The following is a 5,498-nucleotide window of genomic DNA, read 5'->3' as shown; positions in this document are numbered from 1 at the left end:
AGGAGGCGGTGGGGCATGTGAAGGATGTGGGGGAGGCAGTAGCAAGACTGCAAACGATGATTGATCAACATAGCTTATTGTTGGAGCAAGCTGTGGAAGCCTTATGTGAATTGCGACCCATAGATAAGACTGTGGTTTATGATCTCAAAAAACAGCTTCGCCATGTAATGGGAGAGTCTAGCGGTGACGAGGATGATCAATATCCTGAAGTGATGACGCCACAAGTTATTATTTCGTCACAGTCAGATATCATAGCAACCGCTAGGGAGGATATGCATTTGGCAGCTGAAGGTAGTTTTAGTATGACTGCAAGTAGAGATGTAAGTTTAGCAACCATGAGCAATTATAATTTAACCAGTGCTAAGGCAATGAAATTTTTTAGTCATCAGGGTGGTATCAAACTCTATGCCAATCAAGACAAAGTAGAATTACAAGCTCAAAATGACTCTATGGCATTTACCGCCAAAAAGGACATTGAGATAATTTCGACTGAACAAACAATTGATATTATTGCCTCCAAGCAGATACGCCTACGCTGTGAGGGTACTCAAATCTTGATGAATAAAGATGGCATTACTTTGACTACAGACGGTGTATTTAAGGTTAAAGCCAACCAACATGATTTACAACAAGGTCAAGCAGTGGGTGTGGATTTGATGGGCTTACCAGTGGTAGAATTATTTAATGAAAAATTTCAAATTCTCTCGCCAACAGGTAAGCCGATGCCATCGGTAGATTATAGATTGTCATCAAAAGACAAATCTTTTTCATCAAGCACTGCTGATACGGGCGAAACAAAAGAAGTGCATACCCCCCAAGAGAAAGATTTATCGCTTGAGCTTATGTGGATGACATTAGAGCCAACGACAGAAGAAGATGAAACGCAACCAAAGCACACAACTAAAGGAGATAACAATGCCTGATGATCCAAAAACCCTGACTTGGTACAGTAAAACCAATAAAAGAGAAAATAGTTGCACGCCAGTTACTTGTGGGTGTCCACTTTGGTTTGAATTACACCAACAAACAGCAATTAAGTTGCTCTCCAATCATACAAAGAATAATAAGTATAAGCTAGAACCTGGTTATGAAGCAAGAGCAAAACGAATCGCGGCGATATACGCCCATCTATTTCTTGAAACATTGGTTTTGGATGATAAAGCCCACCCTAAGCAACCGATTAAATTTGGAAACACAAATCTAAGAGGTAGATTTTACTGGATGGGACTGGGGGCTTTTGCCTCTAAGACGATGGCGATGGTGTTTGGGGCGTGGAGAACAACAGGTGCTTACGCTTTTAATTGGATTGCGGAATTTTATTCTATTTTAACTACAACAGAAAAAGCCCATGTTCAACATTCAATCAATACACTTGCCAAAGGCAACCTATGGCTTGCGATGGACATTATCCCTTGGCATTTGGCTTGGGATAATGATAAAGTAGGCTTTAAAAAATGTATTGATAGCAGAAATCTAGCAGAATTCAAAAACCTAAAACCTGCGATTGATAGTTTGCCTTGGTCTGGTAGTGTACCTACCACAATTAATCAGCTTCGAAAAACCAATGAAATTGATATTGCTTTTAACCAACACTTAACAAAAATAGAAGATATTTTTAATGATTCAAGAAACAAAACGCAAGATGCAAGATTTAAAGCGGCGGCAACCTCGTTACTTGCTCATCTTAAGCAAATCGCCATACAGGAACAAAGAAACATCTTGCAAAAGATTTGTTGGAGTGATCCAAAATTAAGGCAAAATGTTAGATTGCAAAGAGATAAAAAAGCGATTGAAGTACTGAGTTTAAACACTACGCTCATACTTTCTAGTCATTATTGGCTTCCAGACATTGAGAAAGCTAGAAAGGATAGCAATCATAAGGCAAGTACAGTAAGTGAAAATCCATGGAGTACACCTCCAGAAGGAACAAAAGTGGAGGATTATGACAGTCGCATGAAATGGATACTTGAAGGTGCAGTACCTTTGTACCATAAGCTTATGATGAAGCAAAAAGATAGGGATTTTTTAATTAGTGAGCTAACCATTATTGCTGGATGGGTTAATGATAGAACTGGTATTTCAAAGTTTTTTATGAGTGAGCAAAGTAATGATGGTAAAAAATAAACAAACTAAAATATTTTATTTTTTAGCAACTATATTTTTTGCTATCACCATCATTTTTTTATTATGTTTTAATTCTGGAAAAGATACTATGCAATCAGCGAAATTGCCACAAACCATTACTCTGCATTTTGGTATTCAGGGTGTTAAAGACAATCATCGTTATTTGGGCTATAGTGAAACGGCAGGTTCTCTAAGCTTTGATAGGTATCATTGGCAACCACCAAATTTAGGTATTGTCAAGCTTGAGCATTTTGGCAAGACAACAATAATTCCCCATGTTTTTTCCATCTTTGTTGCACGACATGGGGAGCGTACTGATGGTATTGGCAGTATGGATATACAAGCAGGACTTAGCCAAGCAGAATTTACCACTGCTGAACAAGCCTACCAAGACTATGTGGCTCTTATTACTGCCTTTAAAAAAGCAGGGTGGCAACAGTATTTTAGACCTTGGGATGCTAGAATTGCCAAAGAGGATAATATTAAATTGCTTTCACATAGTGATAAAGAGAGTGACGATATTATCTTAAGTTCTGGTTTTGCCTCTGATGGTGTAAATGCCCTAACTTTTAAAGAATGGCAATATGTGATTGCCAAGCAAGAAAAAGATGGCTATGGTTTTGTATTCAACTTAAATCTTTATCTTCGTGATGTTACGGTTTGGATAAATATTCAAAAAACCGACACCAAACCCAACCCCATTCCCAATCAACCCGATTTGGAGCAGTATATGGTGGATGTTCATTTTAACACTGCCAAATATGATTTTTATAACAGTATTAGGGGAGAAACAGTCGAAGAGTTAAAACAAGCTTATGATGATGAGTACGAGACGGGAAAAAGCATCCGACAAGACCATGAATCTCGTGCCAAAAACGCAGGTTTTCGTATCAACGAATCCTACCAAGACCCTGATATGTGGCAGTATATTATAGAGCCTGCTTATTGATGAGAATGTGATGATAAGATTGCTATTTGTTTGGGTGGTATTTATCATTGGCGTGATGGGCTTACAAGCCTGTCATGCTGATAACTCGCCCTTAACACCACCCCAAGAAGTCACCCTACACTTTGGTCATCAAGGTGTACGAGATTTTTATACTTATACGCACGGTGTCAGCGAAGATTATCCAAAAATTTTAAATTTTTCGGATTTGGCATGGTACCCGCCCAAACTGGGTACTGTTAATATTCGCCATTCAAACACAACTGTCAAAATTCCTTACACATTCTTGGTTGTTGGCGTAAGAGATTCTCGTTATTTACACGGCATAGGTGGTATGGATATTAGTGCAGGGCTTAGCCAAACAGAATTTACCACCCAAGAACAAGCCTATCAAGACTATGTGGCACTCATTACCGCCTTTAAAAAAGCAGGGTGGCAACAGTATTTTAAGCCTTTTAATACCAGGATTGCTAAAGAGGATAACTTTAAACTCATTATGTATGAAAATCCGTCAGACACGCCAAAAGACCGCTTTGTGATTGATTCAGGTTACTCTTCCGACAGTCTTACACTTTTAAATTTTAAAGAGTGGCAAACTATGATGAGTCGCAAATTTAGCCGTGGATGGAATGGAAATCTATATCTTAGAGATGTTACCGTCTGGATAAACATCAATAAAACTGCCACCAAACCCAATCCAATCGCCAATCAGCCTGATCTAGAGCAGTATATGGTGGATTTTCATTTTGAGACTGCCAAATATGAGTTTTATGGAAAAATTACTGATGAGGAGACAACCGAACAGCTAAGACAGGTGTATGATGAGTCGCAAAGTTCTGACAAGGAATTTCGCCAAGACTACGAAACCCATGCCAAAAACGCAGGCTTCTCCATCAACGAATCCTACCAAGACCCTGATATGTGGCAGTATATTATAGAGCCTGCTTATTGATGAGAATGTGATGATAAGATTGTTATTTGTTTTGGTGGTATTTATCATTGGCGTGATGGGCTTACAAGCCTGTCATGCTGATAACTCGCCCTTAACACCACCCCAAGAAGTCACCCTACACTTTGGTCATCAAGGTATACGAGATTTCTATGCTTATACGCACGGCACGAGTGATGATTATCCTGAGATCATGAGTTTTTATGAATTGGATTGGGGTTTAGATAATCTTGGCACTATCCATCTTAACCATTTTGACTCAACCACCACCATTTCTAATGTCAGCTGGGTAATGGGTACTAAAAACAGCAGACACACCCATGGCATCGGTGGTCTCGATGTGCATGCAGACCTTAGTAAAACACAGTATGCTACCCAAGAACAAGCTTATCAAGACTATGTGGCACTCATTACCGCCTTTAAAAAAGCAGGGTGGCAACAGTATTTTGAGCCTCAGCATGCCAGAATTGCCAAAGAGGATAATGTTAAAATCTTAACTTATGATAACCCTGATGATGTGCCTGATGATAGGTATGTGTTTAATACAAGATTTTCATCGGATAGCTTAACTGTAAGAAACTCACCCGTTATTTACACTCTGCTTAAAATAAAACTCTAACCATTCATAAGGCGTAAAAGTCAAAGTTTTTCCTGTAATCTCATCTTTCTTGGTTAAAGATGAGTGTGGTCTAACAGTGTTGTAGAAATTAAGAAATCTGGTTAATTCTTGCTTTCTATGTTCACTGCTGACAAACTCATGTTGATTATGCCAAAACTCCATTAATGTTCGTATCACCCGTTCAGCTTTGCCATTGGTTTGTGGTCTGCCTACTTTGGTAAATTTTTGGTTGATGTGGTTATCATAACATACTTTGACAAATTCATGCTGTGTTGTGCCTTTAAATTCAGTGCCATTGTCAGAGTAAATAACATCAATTTGGTAAGGACAAGGTTCCATTACTTGCTCTACCAGAAACTGTGCTGCACTAAAGGCTGTTTTGTCAAGCAGTATGGCAGCATACAGTTCACGAGAATAGTCATCTATGGCAACAAACAGATATTCTCTAGGACTGTTTGTGCTTTGTCCTTTAAGTAAAGGTAAGCGTTTGGTGTCTACATGAACCATCTCACCAGGATAAGACTTGTTGTATCGCTTGGCTTGGCTTGCCTTTTAAGTTTGTCTTGAATGGATTTTCAATCTTAGCTAAGCGTTTAATGCCATACTTGGCTTGTTTAAAGCGATTGTTGGTACTGGTTTGGGGTTTAAGCAGTTTAACACGAGCAAGTTTTAAGACCTTGTAAATGGTAGGTCTTGATACTTTGTACTCGAGTGCCAGTGAAGTCACTGATTGCTTGTTTTTGTGATAAGCAGTCCAAATGGCTTCCCTATGGTGGGGAAGCAGTCTTGTGTTTTTGTGTATGTTCATTTGCAGTATTTTACCTTAATACTGTAAATAACGCGACTTTTTCTAACACATC

At 38.9% G+C, this 5,498-nt stretch carries 7 protein-coding genes; 5 read left to right on the top strand and 2 right to left on the bottom strand.

Annotation, left to right across the window (positions count from 1 at the left end):
- The 5 genes from IM753_RS12570 to IM753_RS12550 form a co-directional block, all read left to right on the top strand.
- Positions 1-923, top strand: a 923-nt coding sequence (locus tag IM753_RS12570; protein WP_194093009.1) for a DUF2345 domain-containing protein, incomplete at its 5' end; no start/stop codon positions are given.
- Complete coding sequence (locus IM753_RS12565) at positions 877-2,124, top strand: hypothetical protein (RefSeq protein WP_156065252.1); 1,248 nt, start codon at positions 877-879, stop codon at positions 2,122-2,124. The genes IM753_RS12570 and IM753_RS12565, both read left to right, overlap by 47 nt.
- On the top strand, positions 2,111-3,073 hold the full coding sequence (locus IM753_RS12560) for a hypothetical protein (protein ID WP_194093008.1): 963 nt from the start codon (positions 2,111-2,113) through the stop codon (positions 3,071-3,073). Before IM753_RS12565 ends, IM753_RS12560 begins: the two co-directional genes overlap by 14 nt.
- Positions 3,074-3,083: 10 nt before the next feature.
- Positions 3,084-4,022 (top strand): hypothetical protein, encoded by a 939-nt coding sequence (locus tag IM753_RS12555; RefSeq protein ID WP_115247942.1) that lies wholly within the window; start codon positions 3,084-3,086, stop codon positions 4,020-4,022.
- Positions 4,023-4,032: 10 nt separating this feature from the next.
- A complete protein-coding gene (locus tag IM753_RS12550; RefSeq protein WP_065256897.1) occupies positions 4,033-4,638 on the top strand; it encodes a hypothetical protein in 606 nt (201 codons plus the stop codon).
- Here IM753_RS12550 and IM753_RS13125 read toward each other — a convergent pair.
- Entirely contained in the window at positions 4,600-5,145 is a 546-nt protein-coding gene (locus IM753_RS13125; protein WP_227514766.1) for an integrase core domain-containing protein, read from the bottom strand. The genes IM753_RS12550 and IM753_RS13125 overlap by 39 nt on opposite strands.
- A 1-nt stretch (position 5,146) precedes the next feature.
- On the bottom strand, positions 5,147-5,446 hold the full coding sequence (locus IM753_RS13120) for a hypothetical protein (RefSeq protein WP_197035920.1): 300 nt from the start codon (positions 5,444-5,446) through the stop codon (positions 5,147-5,149).
- Between the last annotated feature and the right edge of the window lie 52 nt (positions 5,447-5,498).

It is taken from the genome of Moraxella sp. K127 (assembly GCF_015223095.1).
In the GTDB taxonomy this organism is placed as follows: domain Bacteria; phylum Pseudomonadota; class Gammaproteobacteria; order Pseudomonadales; family Moraxellaceae; genus Moraxella.
The sequence above is the reverse complement of the archived record's forward strand: the minus strand, read 5'-3'. Positions and strand labels throughout refer to the sequence as shown.